Source organism: Escherichia sp. UTM R2 (genome assembly GCF_048593455.1).
Taxonomy (GTDB): Bacteria; Pseudomonadota; Gammaproteobacteria; order Enterobacterales; family Enterobacteriaceae; genus Escherichia; species Escherichia coli.
This window is the reverse complement of the sequence record NZ_JBFWDY010000002.1, coordinates 959,536-978,443: the sequence shown is the minus strand read 5'-3', so window position 1 is coordinate 978,443 and position 18,908 is coordinate 959,536. Positions and strand designations below refer to the sequence as shown.

The window sequence follows — 18,908 nt, the reverse complement described above, 5'->3', positions numbered from 1 at the left end:
TTTTTGTCTATTACAAATGGGAATACGATATGCAACACAACTCATATCGCCGTTGGATAACCCTCGCGATAATTAGTTTTAGCGGCGGCGTTAGTTTCGACCTGGCTTATTTACGTTATATTTATCAAATTCCCATGGCGAAATTTATGGGATTCAGCAATACCGAGATAGGTTTAATAATGAGTACCTTTGGTATTGCGGCCATTATTCTTTATGCCCCCAGCGGCGTTATTGCCGATAAATTTTCACACCGCAAAATGATTACTTCCGCGATGATCATTACCGGATTACTGGGTCTGTTAATGGCAACGTATCCACCGCTGTGGGTAATGCTCTGTATTCAGATCGCCTTTGCGATAACGACGATTTTAATGCTGTGGTCGGTGTCGATTAAAGCTGCATCGTTGCTTGGCGATCATAGCGAGCAAGGGAAAATTATGGGCTGGATGGAAGGGCTGCGCGGCGTCGGTGTAATGTCGCTGGCGGTGTTTACCATGTGGGTCTTTTCTCGCTTTGCACCGGATGACAGCACCAGCCTGAAAACGGTCATTATCATCTATAGTGTGGTTTACATCTTGTTGGGGATTCTGTGCTGGTTTTTTGTTAGCGATAACAACAACCTGCGCAGTGCCAATAACGAAGAAAAACAGTCATTCCAGCTTAGCGACATCCTGGCCGTTTTGCGTATCAGCACCACCTGGTATTGCAGCATGGTGATTTTTGGCGTCTTCACCATCTACGCCATTCTGAGTTACTCCACCAACTATCTGACCGAAATGTATGGCATGTCGCTGGTGGCGGCGAGCTACATGGGGATTGTGATCAACAAAATATTCCGCGCGCTGTGCGGCCCACTTGGCGGCATAATCACCACCTACAGCAAAGTGAAATCCCCTACCCGCGTGATCCAAATCCTTTCCGTACTCGGCCTGCTGACGTTAACTGCCCTGCTCGTCACGAACTCTAACCCGCAATCGGTCGCGATGGGGATTGGCCTGATTTTACTGCTGGGATTCACCTGTTACGCCTCACGCGGGCTGTACTGGGCCTGCCCTGGCGAAGCGAGAACACCGTCTTACATTATGGGCACCACGGTAGGTATTTGTTCGGTGATTGGATTCCTGCCGGATGTCTTCGTTTACCCAATTATCGGCCACTGGCAAGACACCCTGCCCGCTGCAGAAGCCTACCGCAATATGTGGCTGATGGGCATGGCGGCGCTTGGCATGGTGATTGTCTTTACCTTTTTGCTGTTCCAAAAAATTCGTACTGCTGATAGCGCCCCCGCAATGGCTAGCAGCAAGTAAGCCAGGAAAATTACAGGAGAAAAATCATGTCGAAAAAATACATCATAGGGATTGATGGCGGAAGTCAGAGCACAAAAGTGGTGATGTACGATCTGGAAGGTAACGTGGTTTGCGAAGGCAAAGGCTTATTACAGCCGATGCACACGCCAGATGCCGATACTGCAGAACATCCTGACGACGATTTATGGGCATCATTATGTTTTGCCGGTCACGATTTGATGAGTCAGTTTGCCGGGAATAAAGAAGATATTGTCGGTATTGGTCTGGGATCCATCCGTTGCTGCCGTGCGTTATTGAAAGCCGATGGCACGCCTGCTGCGCCGTTGATTAGCTGGCAGGATGCACGCGTTACACGCCCTTACGAACACACTAACCCTGACGTGGCATATGTCACCTCTTTTTCGGGTTATCTGACGCATCGCTTAACCGGCGAGTTTAAAGACAATATCGCCAACTATTTTGGTCAGTGGCCGGTGGATTATAAGAGCTGGGCATGGAGCGAAGATGCTGCGGTAATGGATAAGTTTAATATCCCCCGTCATATGCTGTTTGATGTGCAAATGCCTGGCACCGTCCTCGGACATATCACACCACAAGCCGCACTGGCGACACATTTCCCGGCAGGACTGCCGGTTGTTTGTACCACCAGTGATAAACCGGTAGAAGCTCTGGGGGCCGGATTACTGGATGATGAAACGGCGGTAATTTCTCTTGGCACTTACATCGCATTGATGATGAACGGCAAAGCACTGCCGAAAGATCCAGTAGCGTACTGGCCGATTATGTCTTCTATTCCGCAAACATTGCTGTATGAAGGTTACGGTATTCGCAAAGGCATGTGGACGGTGAGCTGGCTGCGCGACATGCTAGGCGAGTCGTTAATTCAGGATGCCAGGGCGCAGGATCTTTCACCGGAAGATTTACTCAACAAAAAAGCTTCTTGTGTGCCGCCAGGCTGTAATGGTCTGATGACGGTGCTGGACTGGCTGACCAATCCGTGGGAACCGTACAAACGCGGGATTATGATCGGCTTTGATTCCAGCATGGATTACGCATGGATATATCGTTCGATACTGGAAAGCGTGGCGCTGACGCTGAAGAACAATTACGACAATATGTGTAATGAAATGAATCACTTTGCGAAGCATGTGATCATTACTGGCGGCGGTTCGAACAGCGATCTGTTTATGCAGATTTTTGCCGACGTGTTCAACCTTCCGGCACGACGTAACGCCATTAACGGTTGTGCAAGCCTGGGGGCAGCGATTAATACAGCGGTAGGTCTGGGGCTATACCCGGATTACGCAACGGCTGTCGATAACATGGTTCGCGTGAAAGATATCTTTATACCGATTGAGAGCAATGCCAAACGCTACGACGCGATGAATAAAGGCATTTTCAAAGACCTAACCAAACATACTGATGTGATCCTGAAAAAATCGTATGAAGTGATGCATGGGGAATTGGGGAATGTGGATTCGATCCAGAGCTGGTCGAATGCGTAAGTGAGGAAGGCCGGGCGGGAAACTGCCCGGCCTGAACATACCTGAATGGTTATCCCCGCTGACGCGGGGAACATAAGTTCGACAACTTAAAAAATGATAACAAGTCCGGTTTATCCCCGCTGATGCAGGGAACATAATAAAAACTTTAACTAGTTCGGTTTATCCCTGTTTTTACAAGGAATATTAACTACACTCGATGTCTTTAGAATAAAAGACAATACGAATCGCACTTTATCAATTTTCACTTAAAGTATGAACTGGATATCTTTATTCATAAGAACTATTCATCAACAGCGTATAGAGGCGGTTATGTAAAACCACTCATTAGCCTCAAAACAAAGACAAACTTCCAGATTTATTACTTAACCAATGAATAACAAGCTTAAAAAATATACTGTTATTCTAAAGAAAAAATTAACAGGCATTAATTCAATATTAAAAAAATAATAGATTAAAATTTCTTAACGATTTAAGAATCATACAAATAACACTTTGATTAAATTTAATTTTTTGTATCGATAATTGTGAACCTCTCTGGCATGGAGAACTATTTTGAACATGAGGTGTTACGTGGATATGTTGCTTATTACAAGTACTGCTAATATAAAAACTTGAGAAAGAGATAACGGGTTATATGGTGGTTTATCCCCGCTGGCGCGGGGAACTCGACAGAACGGCCTCAGTAGTCTCGTCAGGCTCCGGTTTATCCCCGCTGGCGCGGGGAACACCTGTTTTCGCAAATCTATGGACTATTGCTATTCGGTTTATCCCCGCTGGCGCGGGGAACACGGGCGCACGGAATACAAAGCCGTGTATCTGCTCGGTTTATCCCCGCTGGCGCGGGGAACACTGGCTCTGCAACAGCAGCACCCATGACCACGTCGGTTTATCCCCGCTGGCGCGGGGAACACGAAATGCTGGTGAGCGTTAATGCCGCAAACACAGGTTTATCCCCGCTGGCGCGGGGAACACATATCCTCCAGAACACGCGCCTCATTTCGACTCGGTTTATCCCCGCTGGCGCGGGGAACACTCGCCGGTTGATTTCAGCAGCCCGCGATAGTCCGGTTTATCCCCGCTGGCGCGGGGAACACATGTAAATACTATCTTGTACCGATTATCGGTACGGTTTATCCCCGCTGGCGCGGGGAACACGTTATTCGTCGCGCGGCGGCTCATGTCGATCTCGGTTTATCCCCGCTGGCGCGGGGAACACGCCGTCCAGAATTTTTTAAAGCGCTTCAACTGCGGTTTATCCCCGCTGGCGCGGGGAACACACACGCCCTTATCAAATAGCTGTGATTTACCTACGGTTTATCCCCGCTGGCGCGGGGAACACATAGACCCCGAACAACAATACGCGCAAACCGACGGTTTATCCCCGCTGGCGCGGGGAACACTGCTCTGTCGTTTTCATATTACCGGCCTGCCACGGTTTATCCCCGCTGGCGCGGGGAACACTACCGTACAGACTGCCGGATATTATTTTTTTGCGGTTTATCCCCGCTGGCGCGGGGAACACCTGCTGCTCGAGCTGGTGGAGTGCTGCTATAGCGGTTTATCCCCGCTGGCGCGGGGAACACAACGTCAGGTTGTCGCCGCTCTGCGTGGTCGCCGGTTTATCCCCGCTGGCGCGGGGAACACTGCATGGCTTTGGCTTCCTCTTTGACGGACGCCGGTTTATCCCCGCTGGCGCGGGGAACACATATATCAGAGCAAAAAACAAAGCCACAGCCACGGTTTATCCCCGCTGGCGCGGGGAACACCCTCTGCCTGTAATTCAGCTTCACTGTCAGTGCGGTTTATCCCCGCTGGCGCGGGGAACACGGTGTTGTGACTACTGTATCTGACGAGGACCTGGGTTTATCCCCGCTGGCGCGGGGAACACGCCGCGATTATTCAAAAGAGGACGCAGGGGATCGGTTTATCCCCGCTGGCGCGGGGAACACCGGCTCTGTTTGCGGCTCTATCGCTGGTGGCGCGGTTTATCCCCGCTGGCGCGGGGAACACTGTTGATGGTGAGTTTTTTATAGCTGGCGCACCGGTTTATCCCCGCTGGCGCGGGGAACACGACAGGCTGCGCCATCTGGCGGTCGCGGATCAAGGTTTATCCCCGCTGGCGCGGGGAACACAGCGCCTATTTCCGGCGCAAACCCTACGAATACGGTTTATCCCCGCTGGCGCGGGGAACACCGCGGCAAAAAGTTAATGCTGCGAAAAACGAACGGTTTATCCCCGCTGGCGCGGGGAACACCCGCCGTTGGCACCGTCAAACTCCGGTACTGTCGGTTTATCCCCGCTGGCGCGGGGAACACACGTTGCTAACCGTCTGATTATCATTTATTTTCGGTTTATCCCCGCTGGCGCGGGGAACACTATAGAGATCGTTTTTGGAATTTACAGCGAGGCGGTTTATCCCCGCTGGCGCGGGGAACACCCGTAAGTGGTTTGAGCGATGATATTTGTGCTCGGTTTATCCCCGCTGGCGCGGGGAACACTCTAAACATAACCTATTATTAATTAATGATTTTTTAAGCCAGTCACAATCTACCAACTTTATAGTATCACACAAACAACACATCCATTATGTTAAAGAGCACTTAATCCATTGATTAAAAAGGTAAATATTTAAAATAACTCTATACAAACTAAAATCTACCAAACTTTACCGCAATAATTTTCACTCCAGCGAAAAATTAATGCCACAGAATTTGTAGAGAATGCTAATGATTAGCCCTGGATGGGTAAAATGGAGGAGTTTTCAGAGGCGACAAACAATATAAATGAGTAGAAGTCTTTACAGGTTCCACCCATTTATAACGCTTATAAATGTTTAATCAGGCAATATTTAGATATTTATGTGTTTGCATCGACAAACGCCAATTACGCGCAATGCAGGTTTCAATGCACAAACGTGTGGCATCATCCTTTTGGCTAATCGGCTGCAGTGCAATGACTCGCGGTTTATCATCGGTCAGCGTTGCCAGTAGTTCATCCAGTGCTTCAATATCGCGTACGCGCCCCACTGGATGCTTGATTTCGTTGGCTCGCTCCAGTGCCTGTGACAACACTTCATAGCCGCCGCGCATGTTCAGCTTTGGCGATACGGTAACCCAGGTATTCGGTGTGCAGCGTACCTCATGAGTACCACTGGTTTCGATCTGGCAGCTAAAACCGTTCTTTTCGAGCAGATCAGTCAGTGGCAGCAAATCATGAATGCAAGGCTCACCACCCGTAATCACCACATGCCGCGCGGTGTATCCCTGGCGACCAATGACAGCCAGCAAATCTTCACTGCTCGCAGCCCCCCACTTATCACTCTCTTTGGTCTTCGCCAGAATGCTGAAAAGGGAGACTTCCCGATCCTCAAGCTTTTCCCAGGTGTGTTTGGTGTCGCACCAGGCACAGCCAACCGGGCATCCCTGTAAACGAATAAAAATGGCGGGAACGCCGGTAAAGTAACCCTCACCTTGCAGGGTCTGGAACATCTCGTTAATCGGGTACTGCATAGCATTCTCTGTGAAGTGGATAATTGTTAATTATTGCAGATCCTGCCACAACAATCATGTCTTATTAACATTCTGTTACAGGCAGGTTTAAAGAAAAATGCGAAACATATCGTTAATAATTAAAGGGAGTAACGTATTATGTCAGAAGAAAATAAAGAAAATGGATTTAATCATGTCAAAACATTCACCAAAATTATATTTATTTTTTCTGTATTAGTTTTTAATGATAACGAATATAAAATTACCGATGCCGCCGTCAATTTATTTATCCAGATTTAATGAGAAATTTATAATGCGCTATTTCATACTAATGTTCACTTTCGTATGTTCCTTTGTTGCAGCCCAACCAACTATTGTCCCACAATTACAGCAACAAGTTACGGATCTTACGAGTAGCTTAAACTCACAAGAAAAGAAAGAACTGACGCACAAGTTAGAATCTATTTTCAATAATACCCAAGTGCAAATTACCGTATTAATTGTTCCCACAACCAAAGACGAGACAATTGAACAATATGCTACAAGAGTTTTTGACAATTGGCGTTTAGGAGATGCCAAACGTAATGATGGGATACTGATCGTTGTTGCCTGGTCGGATCGCACTGTCCGCATCCAGGTAGGTTATGGGCTGGAAGAAAAGGTAACCGATGCTCTGGCTGGAGATATCATCCGTAGCAACATGATACCCGCATTTAAACAACAAAAATTAGCTAAGGGATTAGAGCTAGCTATAAACGCTTTGAATAACCAACTCACTTCACAACACCAATATCCGACTAATCCTTCAGAAAGTGAATCAGCGTCTTCCAGTGATCATTATTACTTTGCTATTTTTTGGGTATTTGCAGTGATGTTCTTCCCTTTCTGGTTTTTTCATCAAGGCAGTAATTTTTGTCGCGCATGTAAAAGTGGAGTCTGTATTTCAGCAATCTATCTTTTAGATTTATTCCTGTTCTCCGATAAAATTTTTTCCATTGCTGTATTTTCCTTCTTTTTTACTTTCACCATATTTATGGTCTTTACCTGTTTATGTGTACTTCAGAAAAGAGCATCTGGTAGAAGTTATCATTCAGACAACAGCGGTTCCGCTGGAGGCTCAGATAGCGGCGGATTTAGCGGCGGGGGCGGTTCTTCTGGAGGTGGCGGCGCATCCGGCCGCTGGTAACTCAACCATAAAAAATGCCAGCCCGGAGGCTGGCATTTTTAAATCAGATAAAGTCAGTCTTATGCCTGGCCTTTGATCTCTTTACGACCGTTGTACGGTGCTTTTTCGCCCAGAGCTTCTTCGATACGAATCAGCTGGTTGTATTTAGCAACACGGTCAGAACGGCTCATAGAACCAGTTTTGATCTGGCCTGCAGCAGTACCAACAGCCAGGTCAGCGATGGTAGCGTCTTCAGTTTCGCCAGAACGGTGAGAGATAACTGCAGTGTAGCCAGCATCTTTCGCCATCTTGATTGCAGCCAGAGTTTCGGTCAGAGAACCGATCTGGTTGAATTTGATCAGGATGGAGTTAGCGATACCTTTTTCGATACCTTCTTTCAGGATCTTGGTGTTGGTTACGAACAGGTCGTCACCAACCAGCTGGATTTTGTCGCCCAGAACTTTGGTCTGGTATGCGAAACCGTCCCAGTCAGATTCGTCCAGACCGTCTTCGATAGAAACGATCGGGTACTGTTTGGTCAGTTCTTCCAGGAAGTGAGTGAATTCTTCAGAGGTGAACGCTTTGTTGCCTTCGCCAGCCAGAACGTATTTACCATCTTTGTAGAATTCAGAAGCTGCGCAGTCCATCGCCAAAGTGATGTCTTTGCCCAGTTCATAACCAGCAGCTTTAACAGCTTCAGCGATAACAGCCAGAGCTTCAGCGTTGGAACCCAGGTTCGGCGCATAGCCACCTTCGTCACCAACAGCAGTGTTCATGCCTTTCGCTTTCAGAACTTTTGCCAGGTGATGGAAAACTTCAGAACCCATGCGGATGGCTTCTTTCACAGTTTTCGCGCCAACCGGCTGAATCATGAATTCCTGGATATCAACGTTGTTGTCAGCGTGCTCACCACCGTTGATGATGTTCATCATCGGAACCGGCATAGAGTATTTGCCCGGAGTACCGTTCAGTTCAGCGATGTGCTCGTACAGCGGCATACCTTTAGCAGCTGCAGCAGCTTTGGCGTTAGCCAGAGATACAGCCAGGATTGCGTTCGCGCCGAATTTGGATTTGTTTTCGGTGCCGTCCAGGTCGATCATGATCTTGTCAATGCCAGCCTGATCTTTAGCATCTTTGCCAATCAGCGCCTGAGCGATCGGGCCGTTTACCGCAGCAACAGCTTTGGTTACGCCTTTACCCAGGAAACGGGATTTGTCGCCATCGCGCAGTTCCAGAGCTTCACGGGAACCAGTAGAAGCACCTGACGGAGCAGCTGCCATACCGACGAAACCACCCTCCAGATGTACTTCGGCTTCAACAGTCGGGTTACCACGGGAGTCGATGATTTCACGACCGATGATTTTTACGATTTTGGACATTAGGTTTTCCTCAAGTCACTAGTTAAACTGAAACTCCAGACAAACAACGCGTACCCAGGGTACGCGTTGCCGCTCTAACTTTTTTACTTACTTCGCCTGACGTTTCTGGAACTCGCTGGCGGCTTTCACAAAGCCTGCAAACAGCGGGTGACCATCACGTGGAGTAGAAGTAAACTCCGGATGGAACTGGCAAGCCACGAACCACGGGTGATTCGGAACTTCGATGATCTCGACCAACTGATCATCCCCGGAACGGCCCGCAACGCGCAGACCTGCATCTTCAATCTGTTTCAACAGCATGTTGTTGACTTCGTAACGGTGACGATGACGCTCAACAATTGTCGGCGCATTGTACAGCTGGCGAACCAGGCTATCGTCAACCAACTGGCACTGCTGTGCGCCGAGACGCATGGTACCGCCGAGATCGCTCTTCTCGCTACGAACTTCAACGTTGCCGTTTTCATCGCGCCACTCGGTAATCAGCGCCACAACCGGGTACTTACAGTCTGGCACAAATTCCGTAGAGTTGGCGTTCTCCATGTTGGCAACATGGCGAGCGTAATCAATTAACGCCACCTGCATACCCAGGCAAATGCCCAGATAAGGAATATTGTTCTCACGCGCAAAACGCGCGGTCGTAATCATGCCTTCTACGCCACGATAGCCGAAACCGCCAGGTACGAGGATTGCGTCCAGACCTTTAAGGATTTCAACGCCGCGCGTTTCAACATCTTGTGAATCGATCAGTTTGATGTTGACGCTGACACGATTCTTCAGCCCACCGTGTTTCAGTGCTTCGATCACTGATTTATAAGCATCCGGCAGTTCAATGTACTTGCCGACCATACCGATGGTGACTTCACTTACCGGGTTCGCTTCTTCGAAGATAACCTGTTCCCATTCGGACAGATTCGCTTCCGGGCAGTTTAAGCTGAATCGTTTACAAATATAATCGTCCAGCCCCTGAGATTTCAACAGGCCCGGAATTTTATAGATGGAATCGACGTCTTTCAGAGAAATAACCGCTTTTTCCGGAACATTACAGAACAATGCAATCTTCGCACGTTCGTTCGCCGGAACAGCGCGATCTGAACGACAAATCAGGATGTCAGGCTGGATACCGATGGAGAGCAGCTCTTTTACAGAGTGCTGAGTCGGTTTGGTTTTGACTTCACCAGACGCTGCCATGTACGGCACCAGCGTCAGGTGCATAAACAGAGTGTGCTCACGGCCAATTTCAACAGCCATCTGGCGAATCGCTTCGAGGAACGGCAAGGATTCGATATCACCTACTGTACCGCCGATTTCTACCAGTACTACGTCATGACCTTCGCCACCTTCCAGCACGCGCTCTTTGATTGCGTTAGTGATGTGCGGAATAACCTGCACGGTTGCGCCGAGGTAGTCACCGCGGCGTTCTTTACGCAGAACGTCAGAGTAGATACGACCCGTGGTGAAGTTGTTGCGGCGGCTCATTTTGGTACGAATGAAACGCTCGTAGTGCCCCAGGTCCAGGTCGGTTTCAGCGCCGTCTTCAGTAACGAACACTTCCCCGTGTTGGATTGGGCTCATAGTACCTGGATCGACGTTGATGTACGGATCCAGTTTCATGATGGTCACATTGAGGCCACGGGCTTCAAGAATGGCTGCGAGGGAGGCTGCGGCAATGCCTTTACCCAGAGAGGATACGACCCCGCCGGTCACAAAAATATAGTTCGTTGTCATGCTGAACCTGAGAAGTTAGGTTGAAAAGACGATGGAATAACCAGGACGGGAAAGCAGTATACCCGAACATGACCTGTGCCACAAACTTTCATTATCCCTCCTCTTCGCCAGCGCACTATTGAAATCAGGAGTGAGAAAATAGCCCCTTTGGGGTAAATGTTTTTGACGCAAATCAAGCGCTTGTCATTTAAAAAATGACACAAATGGCGCTTGACCGCGTAATTCCCTTAGAGATCAATTTCCTGCCGTTTTACCTGTTGCCAGACTTCTTCCATTGTTTCGAGGTCAACACCTGTCATTTCCAGTCCACGCGCGGCAACAATACGCTCCACTTCGCGAAAACGACGCTCGAATTTTTCGTTCGCTTTTTGCAATGCGATTTCTGCTTTCGTCCCTAAATGGCGAGCCAGATTAACCGTGGCAAACAGCAGGTCCCCCATTTCCTCCTCCAGTTTAGCCTGGTCGACAACAGCCTGCCGCGCTTCGTACATCACCTCGTCGATCTCTTCGTAGACTTTATCGACTACCGGACCAAGCGTCGTCCAATCGAAGCCAACGTTGGCGCAACGTTTCTGGATTTTTTGCGCACGCATTAAAGCCGGTAAACTACGAGGAATATCGTCCAGCGCCGAATGCTGCGCTTTCTGCGCGCGCTCTTCGGTTTTGATTTGCTCCCAACGGGCAAGCACTTCACTACTGTTTTCGGCAGAACTGTCAGCAAAAACATGCGGATGGCGACGCTCTAATTTATCGCTAATCGCAGCGCAAATATCATTAAAGTCAAAGCGCCCTTCTTCCTGAGCCATTTGCGCGTAAAACACCACCTGGAACAGCAGATCGCCGAGTTCACCGCGCAGATCGTCAAAATCTTCACGGGCGATGGCGTCCAGCACTTCGTAGGTTTCTTCAAGGGTGTAAGGCGCAATGGTGGCAAATGTCTGCTCTTTATCCCACGGGCAGCCGTTTTCCGGATCGCGCAGGCGCTGCATAATAGTGAGCAAACGGTCGATTTGATTCATTGAATTGTCCTGAAAATTGCGGGTCTGTCAGGTGGAAACCTGTGACCAGAATAGAAGTGAGTTAGTAACACTACCCAATCAGTACGTTAATTTTGGCTTTAATGAGTTGTAATTCCTCTGGGGCAACTGTTCCTTTCTTCGTTGCTCCTCTTGCCCGCCAGGCGATACTTTTTACCTGATCAGCTAACGCTACGCCATCACGTTCCTGACCGGATAAAACAACTTCGAACGGATATCCTTTTGATTGCGTTGTACAAGGAACACACAGACACATACCTGTTTTGTTGTTGTACATGAAAGGACTCAGGACAACAGCTGGACGATGTCCAGCTTGCTCGCTACCTTTTGTCGGGTCAAAATCAACCCAAATCAGATCGCCCATATCGGGTACGTATCGGCTTACCATTACCAGACTTCCTTATCTTTCGGCTCTCCCCAGTCGATATTCTCGTGGAGGTTTTCCGGCGTGATGTCGTTGACCAGTTCAGCAAGCGTAAATACGGGCTCTTTACGCACTGGCTCAATAATTAATTTGCCATCCACCAGGTCAATCTTCACTTCATCATCAATATTCAGATTGAGCGCCTGCATTAACGTAGTCGGGATCCGCACCGCCGGTGAATTTCCCCAACGCTTTACGCTACTGTGGATCATAACCCTTTCCTCAAACCGCTATCATATGTAGATACAGTATATATCAATCTACATTGTAGATACGAGCAAATTTCGGCCTAACTCCCGTGCAACCGACGCGCGTCGATAACATCCGGCACCTGGTTGAGTTTACCCAGCACGCGCCCCAGCACTTGCAGGTTGTAAATCTCAATGGTCATGTCGATGGTCGCCAGTTGCTGTTTGGTGTCGCTACGGCTGGCAACGCCAAGCACGTTCACCTTCTCGTTGGCGAGAATGGTCGTGATATCACGTAACAACCCACTACGATCATTAGCTACCACGCGGACCACCAGCGAATATCCGGCGGAGTAGCTCTCACCCCATACCGCGTCAACAATGCGTTCTGGCGCATGGGAGCGCAGTTCCGCCAGTTGTTCGCAATCGGCGCGGTGTACTGAAATACCGCGCCCCTGGGTAATGAAGCCGACAATCTCATCTCCAGGAATCGGCTGGCAGCAGCGCGCGATGTGGTGCATCAGGTTGCCAACACCTTCGACTACCACGCGACCGTTATCTTTACTGCGGTTTTGCGGCGTGTAGCTTTTTTGCTGAAGTTGCTTCAGCGCGGCGGCGTCCTGCTCTTCGGCACTCGGCTTATTAAATTGCGATTGCAGGAAGTTCACCATCTGATTGAGACGGATATCCCCGCCACCAATCGCCGCCAGCAACTCGTCGACATCATTGAAGTTGTAACGCGGCAGCAGATGTTTTTCTGCTTCTTTCAGGCTGATCCCCAGATGTTCCAGCTCGTCGTCAAGGATTTGCCGCCCAGCCAGAATGTTTTTGTCACGGTCCTGTTTACGGAACCAGGCGTGAATTTTCGAACGCCCACGGCTGGTTGTGACGTAACCGAGGTTTGGGTTTAACCAGTCACGGCTGGGGTTCGGCTGTTTCTGGGTGATAATTTCAATCTGGTCGCCCATCTGCAGCTGGTAGGTGAACGGCACAATGCGCCCGCCAATTTTTGCCCCAATGCAGCGGTGTCCGACATCACTGTGGATGTGGTAAGCGAAGTCCAGCGGCGTTGATCCCGCAGGCAAATCAACGACATCACCTTTCGGCGTAAAGACGTACACTCGGTCGTCAAAGACCTGGCTGCGTACTTCGTCGAGCATTTCGCCGGAATCAGCCATCTCTTCCTGCCATGCAATCAGTTTACGCAGCCAGGCAATCCGGTCTTCATGTCCCGAACGTGCGCCGCCAGCAGCCGCGCCCTCTTTATATTTCCAGTGCGCAGCAACACCCAACTCTGCATCTTCATGCATCTGTTTGGTGCGGATTTGGATCTCAACGGTTTTGCCACCTGGCCCCAGAACCACGGTATGAATAGACTGATAACCGTTTGGTTTCGGGTTAGCGACGTAATCGTCAAACTCATCCGGCAGGTGGCGATAGTGAGTGTGCACTATCCCCAGTGCGGCATAACAATCCTGTAAACGCTCGGCGACAATACGTACCGCACGCACATCAAACAGCTCATCAAAGGCGAGGTTCTTTTTCTGCATTTTACGCCAGATGCTGTAGATGTGTTTCGGACGACCATACACTTCCGCTTTAACGCCTTCAGCTTTCATCTCAGCGCGCAGATGACCAACGAACTCTTCGATGTAGTGTTCGCGGTCGAGACGCCGTTCATGCAGCAGTTTGGCAATTCGTTTGTATTCGGTTGGATGGAGGTAACGGAAGCAGTAATCTTCCAGTTCCCATTTCAGTTGTCCGATTCCGAGACGGTTAGCCAGCGGTGCGTAGATGTTGGTACACTCTTTTGCCGCCAGTACACGTTCATCTTCCGGCGCATCTTTTACTTCGCGCAGATGAGCAATACGCTCCGCCAGTTTGATGACTACGCAGCGAAAATCATCGACCATCGCCAATAACATCCGGCGAACGTTATCGACCTGTTCGGAGGAAACAGAATCAGTGTGCGTCGCTTTCAGCTGGCGGATCGCCGCCATATCACGCACGCCGTGAATAAGGTTAACGACCGACTTACCGACGCTCTCACGCAGCACATCTTCGCTGACTACGTTGGCATCCGCCAGAGGGAAAAGCAGCGCCGCCCGCAGCGTGTCAATGTCCATACTTAATGTCGAGAGGATCTCCACCATCTCAACACCACGCCACAATAACAGACTGGCATCCGGATGCCCCTGCGTCTGTTGCAGACAATACGCCCAGGTTTCGGCTAAGCACTCACACGACTTCTGGCTGGTAATACCCAGACTTGCGATCCATTTTTCCGGATCAAATTCACCAGCCTTATTGATATGTGCACTTCTTACCGCAACCATCGTCCTCTCCTTTAGGGACCAGACCTGCCGAAATCGGCAAATCGCAACTATTTAACGCGCGAGAAAAGTACCATCGATTCCAGATGTCCCGTGTGTGGGAACATATCCAGCATCGCCAGTCGCGCAATGGTATATCCTGCTTTTAATAACGCTTCGCTATCCCGAGCCAGCGTTGCAGGGTTACAGGATACATAAACTATACGAATAGGTTCCAGTTTTATAATTTGCTGCATAACACCTGCGGCACCTGCTCGCGCCGGGTCCAGCAACACTTTATCGAAGCCGTTTTTCGCCCACGGCTGCTTTGTGACATCTTCTTCAAGATTTTCATGATAAAACGTCACATTCTGTAAGCCATTAAGACGCGCATTCTGCTGGCCTTTTTCCACCAGCGCCGGAACACCTTCTACACCCACCACACTGGCAGCTTGTGTCGCCAATGGCAGTGTAAAGTTGCCCATACCGCAGAACAGATCCAGTACGCGATCTTCAGGTTGCACATCCAGCCATTCCAACGCACGCGCTACCATTTTTTGGTTCACACCCGCATTGACCTGAATAAAATCGCGCGGGCTAAAAGTTAAGCGCAACCCGTTTGAGTCATACCAGGGCATCTCACCAGAGACGGTTTCGAGTATCTCACTATCGGGGGCGAGATACAGATCCAGGCCTTCAGAATGCGAAAAGCGTTCCAGTTTTTCGCGATCTGCCGAACTTAGCGGTGCGGTATGGCGCAAAATCATCAGCGTGCCGCTGGTTGCCTGTACCAGTTCAACATGACCAAGATGGCGCATAGCTTGTAAGCTGCCCAGACATGCCCTGACTTTGGGCAGCAATGCTTCAAGTTGGGGCGCTAAAATGGGGCATTGTTTGACGTCGACAATGTCACTGGAGCCCGCTTTGCGAAACCCCATCTGAAGTTGCTGTGTTTTCGGTAAGTAGTTCAGACTTAAACGCGCGCGACGGCGATAGCCCCAGGGAACATCGGCGATCACTTCAGAGACATCGTGTTTCATTAATCGGGCGAGTACCGCACTTTTGCTTCGCTGCTGTAAATCCACGCTGGCGTGTTGTTGCTGACAGCCACCGCATACGCCAAAATGAGGACAGCGTGGCGTTTCGCGTTCCGGGCTATCGCTTAACCGGCGTACGACTTTAGCGCGGGCATACTGTTTTTTATCTTCAGTAACAGTAACTTCCGCGTTTTCCTGCGGCAATAATCCGGGGATAAATAGCGTTTTGCCGTTATGTCGCGCCACGCCCTGACCAAAAGAGTCGAGGTCGTTGACTGAAACGGTTATGATCTGACGCGTCGTCGTGCGTCGTTTTGCAGAGTAGAATTGCGCCATTGGCGAGACTTTCTCAATTTAACAGTGTGACCTTAATTGTCCCATAACGGAACTCCATGACCAACTACAGCCTGCGCGCACGCATGATGATTCTGATCCTGGCACCGACCGTCCTTATTGGTTTATTGCTGAGTATCTTTTTCGTCGTGCATCGCTATAACGACTTGCAGCGTCAACTGGAAGATGCCGGTGCCAGCATTATTGAGCCGCTTGCAGTTTCTACTGAATATGGCATGAGCCTGCAAAATCGCGAATCTATCGGTCAGTTAATAAGCGTACTGCATCGTCGCCATTCCGATATTGTTCGCGCGATTTCGGTTTATGATGAAAATAACCGACTCTTTGTCACCTCCAATTTTCATCTTGATCCCTCATCAATGCAGCTCGGCAGCAACGTGCCGTTTCCTCGCCAGCTCACTGTCACTCGTGACGGCGATATTATGATCCTCCGCACGCCGATTATTTCTGAGAGTTACTCCCCCGACGAATCGCCCAGTAGCGATGCCAAAAATAGTCAAAATATGTTGGGATATATTGCGCTGGAGCTGGATCTTAAATCGGTTCGCTTGCAGCAATATAAAGAGATCTTTATTTCCAGCGTGATGATGCTGTTTTGTATCGGTATTGCGCTTATTTTTGGCTGGCGCTTAATGCGCGATGTAACCGGTCCGATTCGCAACATGGTGAATACCGTCGACCGCATCCGTCGCGGGCAACTCGACAGCCGGGTGGAAGGATTTATGCTCGGCGAGCTGGATATGCTGAAAAACGGTATCAACTCGATGGCAATGTCGCTGGCTGCTTATCACGAAGAGATGCAGCACAATATCGACCAGGCGACGTCCGATCTGCGTGAAACGCTGGAGCAGATGGAAATTCAGAACGTTGAGTTAGATCTGGCGAAAAAGCGCGCCCAGGAAGCGGCGCGTATTAAATCCGAGTTTCTGGCAAATATGTCACACGAGCTGCGTACACCACTGAATGGTGTTATTGGCTTTACCCGCCTGACGCTGAAAACAGAATTAACACCAACGCAGCGCGATCACCTGAATACGATTGAACGTTCGGCAAATAATTTGCTGGCAATTATTAATGATGTTCTCGACTTCTCGAAACTGGAAGCAGGTAAGCTGATTCTGGAAAGTATTCCATTCCCACTACGCAGCACGCTGGATGAAGTCGTTACTCTGCTGGCACATTCTTCTCACGATAAAGGGTTAGAACTGACGCTCAATATTAAAAGCGACGTGCCTGATAACGTGATCGGCGACCCGCTGCGATTACAGCAAATCATCACTAACCTGGTGGGGAATGCAATTAAATTCACCGAGAATGGCAACATTGATATTCTGGTAGAAAAACGTGCGCTGAGTAATACCAAAGTGCAGATTGAAGTGCAGATTCGGGATACCGGCATTGGTATTCCTGAACGCGATCAATCGCGCTTATTCCAGGCCTTCCGACAGGCTGATGCCAGTATTTCCCGCCGTCATGGTGGCACCGGGCTGGGGCTGGTGATTACACAAAAACTGGTTAATGAAATGGGCGGCGATATTTCGTTCCATAGCCAGCCGAATCGCGGTTCAACTTTCTGGTTCCACATTAATCTCGATCTGAACCCGAACATTATTATCGAAGGGCCATCCACCCAGTGCCTCGCAGGTAAGCGCCTGGCCTATGTCGAACCAAACTCCGCAGCAGCGCAATGCACGCTGGATATTTTAAGTGAAACGCCGCTGGAAGTGGTTTATAGCCCAACGTTCTCCGCGCTGCCTCCCGCGCATTACGACATGATGTTGTTAGGCATCGCGGTGACCTTCCGCGAGCCGCTAACAATGCAACATGAGCGATTAGCGAAAGCGGTATCGATGACCGATTTCCTGATGCTGGCACTTCCTTGCCATGCACAAGTCAATGCTGAAAAACTCAAGCAAGATGGTATCGGCGCGTGTCTGCTGAAACCATTAACACCTACACGCCTGTTGCCTGCCCTGACGGAATTTTGTCATCACAAACAAAACACGCTTTTGCCTGTAACCGATGAAAGTAAGCTGGCAATGACAGTCATGGCGGTTGATGACAACCCCGCTAACCTGAAACTTATCGGCGCATTGCTGGAAGATATGGTGCAACATGTGGAACTTTGCGATAGCGGGCATCAGGCGGTTGAACGGGCGAAACAGATGCCGTTCGATTTGATCTTAATGGATATTCAAATGCCGGACATGGATGGCATTCGGGCCTGCGAACTCATCCACCAACTCCCGCATCAGCAACAAACGCCGGTTATCGCGGTAACGGCGCATGCAATGGCCGGGCAAAAAGAGAAGCTGCTTGGCGCAGGGATGAGCGATTATCTGGCGAAACCGATTGAAGAAGAGCGATTGCATAATTTGTTGTTGCGCTACAAGCCTGGCAGCGGTATTTCCTCTCGCGTCGTGACGCCCGAAGTCAACGAAATTGTGGTGAACCCGAATGCGACCCTCGACTGGCAACTGGCACTACGCCAGGCAGCAGGAAAAACCGATTTAGCGCGCGATATGCTGCAAATGTTACTCGATTTCCTGCCTGAAGTTCGCAACAAAGTTGAGGAACAGCTGGTTGGAGAAAACCCGGAAGGCCTGGTTGATTTGATTCATAAACTGCATGGCAGTTGCGGCTATAGCGGTGTGCCACGTATGAAGAATCTCTGCCAACTGATCGAACAACAGCTACGTAGCGGTACTAAAGAAGAAGATTTGGAACCGGAGCTGCTGGAACTGTTGGACGAGATGGATAATGTCGCGCGCGAAGCCAGCAAAATTCTCGGGTAATGGATGTCTTGTCGAGTAGCAATCGGCTTTTTATGACGCTGGTTTCAGATTGGTGACAAAGTGCCTGTGTTTATGCCGGATGCGGCGTTAACGCCTTATCCGGCCTACAAAACCAATTAAATTCAATAAATTAAAAAGCATGTAGGCCTGATAAGCGTAGCGCATCAGGCAATTTTGTGTTTGGCATCAGTC

General features: G+C 49.5%; 13 protein-coding genes and 1 CRISPR repeat array. Of the genes, 5 read left to right on the top strand and 8 right to left on the bottom strand.

Annotation, left to right across the window (positions count from 1 at the left end):
• Positions 1-29 precede the first annotated feature (29 nt).
• Both AB4H76_RS05525 and AB4H76_RS05520 read left to right on the top strand, forming a co-directional pair.
• The gene (locus tag AB4H76_RS05525; protein WP_001164544.1) at positions 30-1,307 is read left to right on the top strand and encodes an MFS transporter; all 1,278 of its coding nucleotides are present in this window, start codon (positions 30-32) and stop codon (positions 1,305-1,307) included.
• A gap of 26 nt (positions 1,308-1,333) precedes the next feature.
• A complete protein-coding gene (locus AB4H76_RS05520; protein WP_000039688.1) occupies positions 1,334-2,812 on the top strand; it encodes an FGGY-family carbohydrate kinase in 1,479 nt (492 codons plus the stop codon).
• Positions 2,813-3,450: 638 nt separating this feature from the next.
• Positions 3,451-5,310: direct repeats of the CRISPR family, unit length 29 nt; unit sequence CGGTTTATCCCCGCTGGCGCGGGGAACAC.
• A 339-nt stretch (positions 5,311-5,649) separates the two neighbouring features.
• Here the strand turns inward: AB4H76_RS05520 and queE are convergent.
• Entirely contained in the window at positions 5,650-6,321 is a 672-nt protein-coding gene (gene queE, locus AB4H76_RS05515; protein WP_001199973.1) for a 7-carboxy-7-deazaguanine synthase QueE, read from the bottom strand.
• Between the two features lie 138 nt (positions 6,322-6,459).
• Here queE and yqcG point away from each other — a divergent pair, with 138 nt between their 5' ends.
• Together yqcG and AB4H76_RS05505 are read left to right on the top strand one after the other, a co-directional pair.
• Positions 6,460-6,600 (top strand): cell envelope stress response protein YqcG, encoded by a 141-nt coding sequence (yqcG, locus tag AB4H76_RS05510; RefSeq protein WP_001288228.1) that lies wholly within the window; start codon positions 6,460-6,462, stop codon positions 6,598-6,600.
• Positions 6,601-6,613: 13 nt separating this feature from the next.
• Positions 6,614-7,486 (top strand): TPM domain-containing protein, encoded by an 873-nt coding sequence (locus tag AB4H76_RS05505; RefSeq protein ID WP_001720463.1) that lies wholly within the window; start codon positions 6,614-6,616, stop codon positions 7,484-7,486.
• 59 nt (positions 7,487-7,545) lie between these two features.
• Here the strand turns inward: AB4H76_RS05505 and eno are convergent, their stop codons facing one another.
• The 7 genes from eno to rlmD all read right to left on the bottom strand — a co-directional run bounded on the left by eno (position 7,546) and on the right by rlmD (position 15,903).
• Positions 7,546-8,844 carry a phosphopyruvate hydratase gene (eno, locus tag AB4H76_RS05500; protein ID WP_000036723.1) on the bottom strand — a complete coding sequence of 433 codons (1,299 nt, stop codon included), beginning with the start codon at positions 8,842-8,844 and terminating at the stop codon, positions 7,546-7,548.
• An 87-nt stretch (positions 8,845-8,931) separates the two neighbouring features.
• Positions 8,932-10,569: a glutamine hydrolyzing CTP synthase gene (gene pyrG / locus AB4H76_RS05495; protein ID WP_000210878.1), complete on the bottom strand. Its 1,638-nt coding sequence runs from the start codon at positions 10,567-10,569 to the stop codon at positions 8,932-8,934.
• Positions 10,570-10,796: 227 nt separating this feature from the next.
• Positions 10,797-11,588, bottom strand: a complete 792-nt coding sequence (gene mazG / locus AB4H76_RS05490) for a nucleoside triphosphate pyrophosphohydrolase (protein ID WP_001071648.1) — start codon at positions 11,586-11,588, stop codon at positions 10,797-10,799.
• A gap of 70 nt (positions 11,589-11,658) precedes the next feature.
• Complete coding sequence (gene mazF / locus AB4H76_RS05485) at positions 11,659-11,994, bottom strand: endoribonuclease MazF (RefSeq protein ID WP_000254738.1); 336 nt, start codon at positions 11,992-11,994, stop codon at positions 11,659-11,661.
• A complete protein-coding gene (gene mazE / locus AB4H76_RS05480) occupies positions 11,994-12,242 on the bottom strand; it encodes a type II toxin-antitoxin system antitoxin MazE (protein ID WP_000581941.1) in 249 nt (82 codons plus the stop codon). Before mazE ends, mazF begins: the two co-directional genes overlap by 1 nt.
• 77 nt (positions 12,243-12,319) lie before the next feature.
• Positions 12,320-14,554, bottom strand: a complete 2,235-nt coding sequence (relA, locus tag AB4H76_RS05475; protein WP_000226815.1) for a GTP diphosphokinase — start codon at positions 14,552-14,554, stop codon at positions 12,320-12,322.
• A 47-nt stretch (positions 14,555-14,601) separates the two neighbouring features.
• Entirely contained in the window at positions 14,602-15,903 is a 1,302-nt protein-coding gene (gene rlmD / locus AB4H76_RS05470) for a 23S rRNA (uracil(1939)-C(5))-methyltransferase RlmD (RefSeq protein ID WP_077492052.1), read from the bottom strand.
• Positions 15,904-15,959: 56 nt separating this feature from the next.
• Between rlmD and barA the strand changes: the two genes are divergently transcribed.
• The gene (gene barA, locus AB4H76_RS05465) at positions 15,960-18,716 is read left to right on the top strand and encodes a two-component sensor histidine kinase BarA (protein ID WP_000186450.1); all 2,757 of its coding nucleotides are present in this window, start codon (positions 15,960-15,962) and stop codon (positions 18,714-18,716) included.
• Positions 18,717-18,908: the final 192 nt, after the last annotated feature.

What these genes read in the sequence shown, in the direction of transcription:
- AB4H76_RS05525 (WP_001164544.1), top strand. Translation starts at nt 30, where the DNA reads ATGCAACACAACTCATATCGCCGTTGGATAACCCTCGCGATAATTAGT.
- AB4H76_RS05520 (WP_000039688.1), top strand. Translation starts at nt 1,334, where the DNA reads ATGTCGAAAAAATACATCATAGGGATTGATGGCGGAAGTCAGAGCACA.
- queE (WP_001199973.1), bottom strand. Translation starts at nt 6,321, where the DNA reads ATGCAGTACCCGATTAACGAGATGTTCCAGACCCTGCAAGGTGAGGGT.
- yqcG (WP_001288228.1), top strand. Translation starts at nt 6,460, where the DNA reads ATGTCAGAAGAAAATAAAGAAAATGGATTTAATCATGTCAAAACATTC.
- AB4H76_RS05505 (WP_001720463.1), top strand. Translation starts at nt 6,614, where the DNA reads ATGCGCTATTTCATACTAATGTTCACTTTCGTATGTTCCTTTGTTGCA.
- eno (WP_000036723.1), bottom strand. Translation starts at nt 8,844, where the DNA reads ATGTCCAAAATCGTAAAAATCATCGGTCGTGAAATCATCGACTCCCGT.
- pyrG (WP_000210878.1), bottom strand. Translation starts at nt 10,569, where the DNA reads ATGACAACGAACTATATTTTTGTGACCGGCGGGGTCGTATCCTCTCTG.
- mazG (WP_001071648.1), bottom strand. Translation starts at nt 11,588, where the DNA reads ATGAATCAAATCGACCGTTTGCTCACTATTATGCAGCGCCTGCGCGAT.
- mazF (WP_000254738.1), bottom strand. Translation starts at nt 11,994, where the DNA reads ATGGTAAGCCGATACGTACCCGATATGGGCGATCTGATTTGGGTTGAT.
- mazE (WP_000581941.1), bottom strand. Translation starts at nt 12,242, where the DNA reads ATGATCCACAGTAGCGTAAAGCGTTGGGGAAATTCACCGGCGGTGCGG.
- relA (WP_000226815.1), bottom strand. Translation starts at nt 14,554, where the DNA reads ATGGTTGCGGTAAGAAGTGCACATATCAATAAGGCTGGTGAATTTGAT.
- rlmD (WP_077492052.1), bottom strand. Translation starts at nt 15,903, where the DNA reads ATGGCGCAATTCTACTCTGCAAAACGACGCACGACGACGCGTCAGATC.
- barA (WP_000186450.1), top strand. Translation starts at nt 15,960, where the DNA reads ATGACCAACTACAGCCTGCGCGCACGCATGATGATTCTGATCCTGGCA.